At 61.3% G+C, this 1,015-nt stretch carries 1 protein-coding gene; it reads left to right on the forward strand.

The features are described 5' to 3' along the window. Nucleotides 1–1,015: flavodoxin-dependent (E)-4-hydroxy-3-methylbut-2-enyl-diphosphate synthase (gene ispG / locus FHS42_RS36040; RefSeq protein ID WP_184580595.1), on the forward strand; the 1,015-nt coding region annotated here is incomplete at both ends.

Consider the following 1,015-nt stretch of genomic DNA (forward strand, 5'->3'; position numbering starts at 1 on the left):
TGCCTTCCGTTCCGACCAAGCTTGCCGACCGCCGGGTTAGCCGCCAGATTCAGGTGGGCTCGGTGGCGGTTGGTGGTGATGCTCAGATCTCCGTGCAGTCGATGACGACGACGTTGACTTCCGATGTGAACGCCACGTTGCAGCAGATTGCGGAGTTGACCGCGTCTGGTTGTCAGATCGTGCGTGTCGCGTGTCCTTCTCAGGATGATGCTGATGCGCTTTCGGCGATTGCGAAGAAGTCGCAGATCCCGGTGATCGCGGATATTCATTTTCAGCCGAAGTATGTGTTCGCGGCGATTGATGCGGGTTGTGCCGCGGTGCGGGTGAATCCGGGGAACATTCGGCAGTTCGATGACAAGGTGAAGGAGATCGCGAAGGCGGCCTCGGGTGCGGGGGTGCCGATTCGGATCGGTGTCAACGCGGGGTCGCTTGATAAGCGGTTGCTGGCGAAGTACGGCAAGGCTACGCCGGAGGCGTTGGTGGAGTCGGCGTTGTGGGAGTGCTCGCTGTTTGAGGAGCATGGTTTTCGGGACATCAAGATTTCGGTGAAGCACAACGATCCGGTGGTGATGGTCGCTGCGTATCGGCAGCTTGCTGCGCAGTGTGACTACCCGTTGCACCTGGGTGTGACGGAGGCGGGTCCGGCGTTCCAGGGGACGATCAAGTCGTCGGTGGCCTTTGGTGCGTTGTTGGCGGAGGGGATCGGGGACACGATCCGGGTGTCGTTGTCGGCGCCTCCGGTGGAGGAGATCAAGGTGGGCATCCAGATTTTGGAGTCGCTGAACCTCAAGCCGCGCCGGTTGGAGATTGTGTCGTGTCCTTCGTGTGGTCGGGCGCAGGTGGATGTGTACAAGTTGGCTGAAGAGGTGACGGCGGGGCTTGAGGGTATGGAGGTGCCGTTGCGGGTGGCGGTGATGGGGTGTGTGGTCAATGGTCCGGGTGAGGCGCGTGAGGCGGACTTGGGTGTGGCCTCGGGCAACGGCAAGGGCCAGATCTTTGTGAAGGGCGAGGTCAT

The organism is Streptomyces zagrosensis (assembly GCF_014203645.1).
Lineage (GTDB): Bacteria > Actinomycetota > Actinomycetes > Streptomycetales > Streptomycetaceae > Streptomyces > Streptomyces zagrosensis.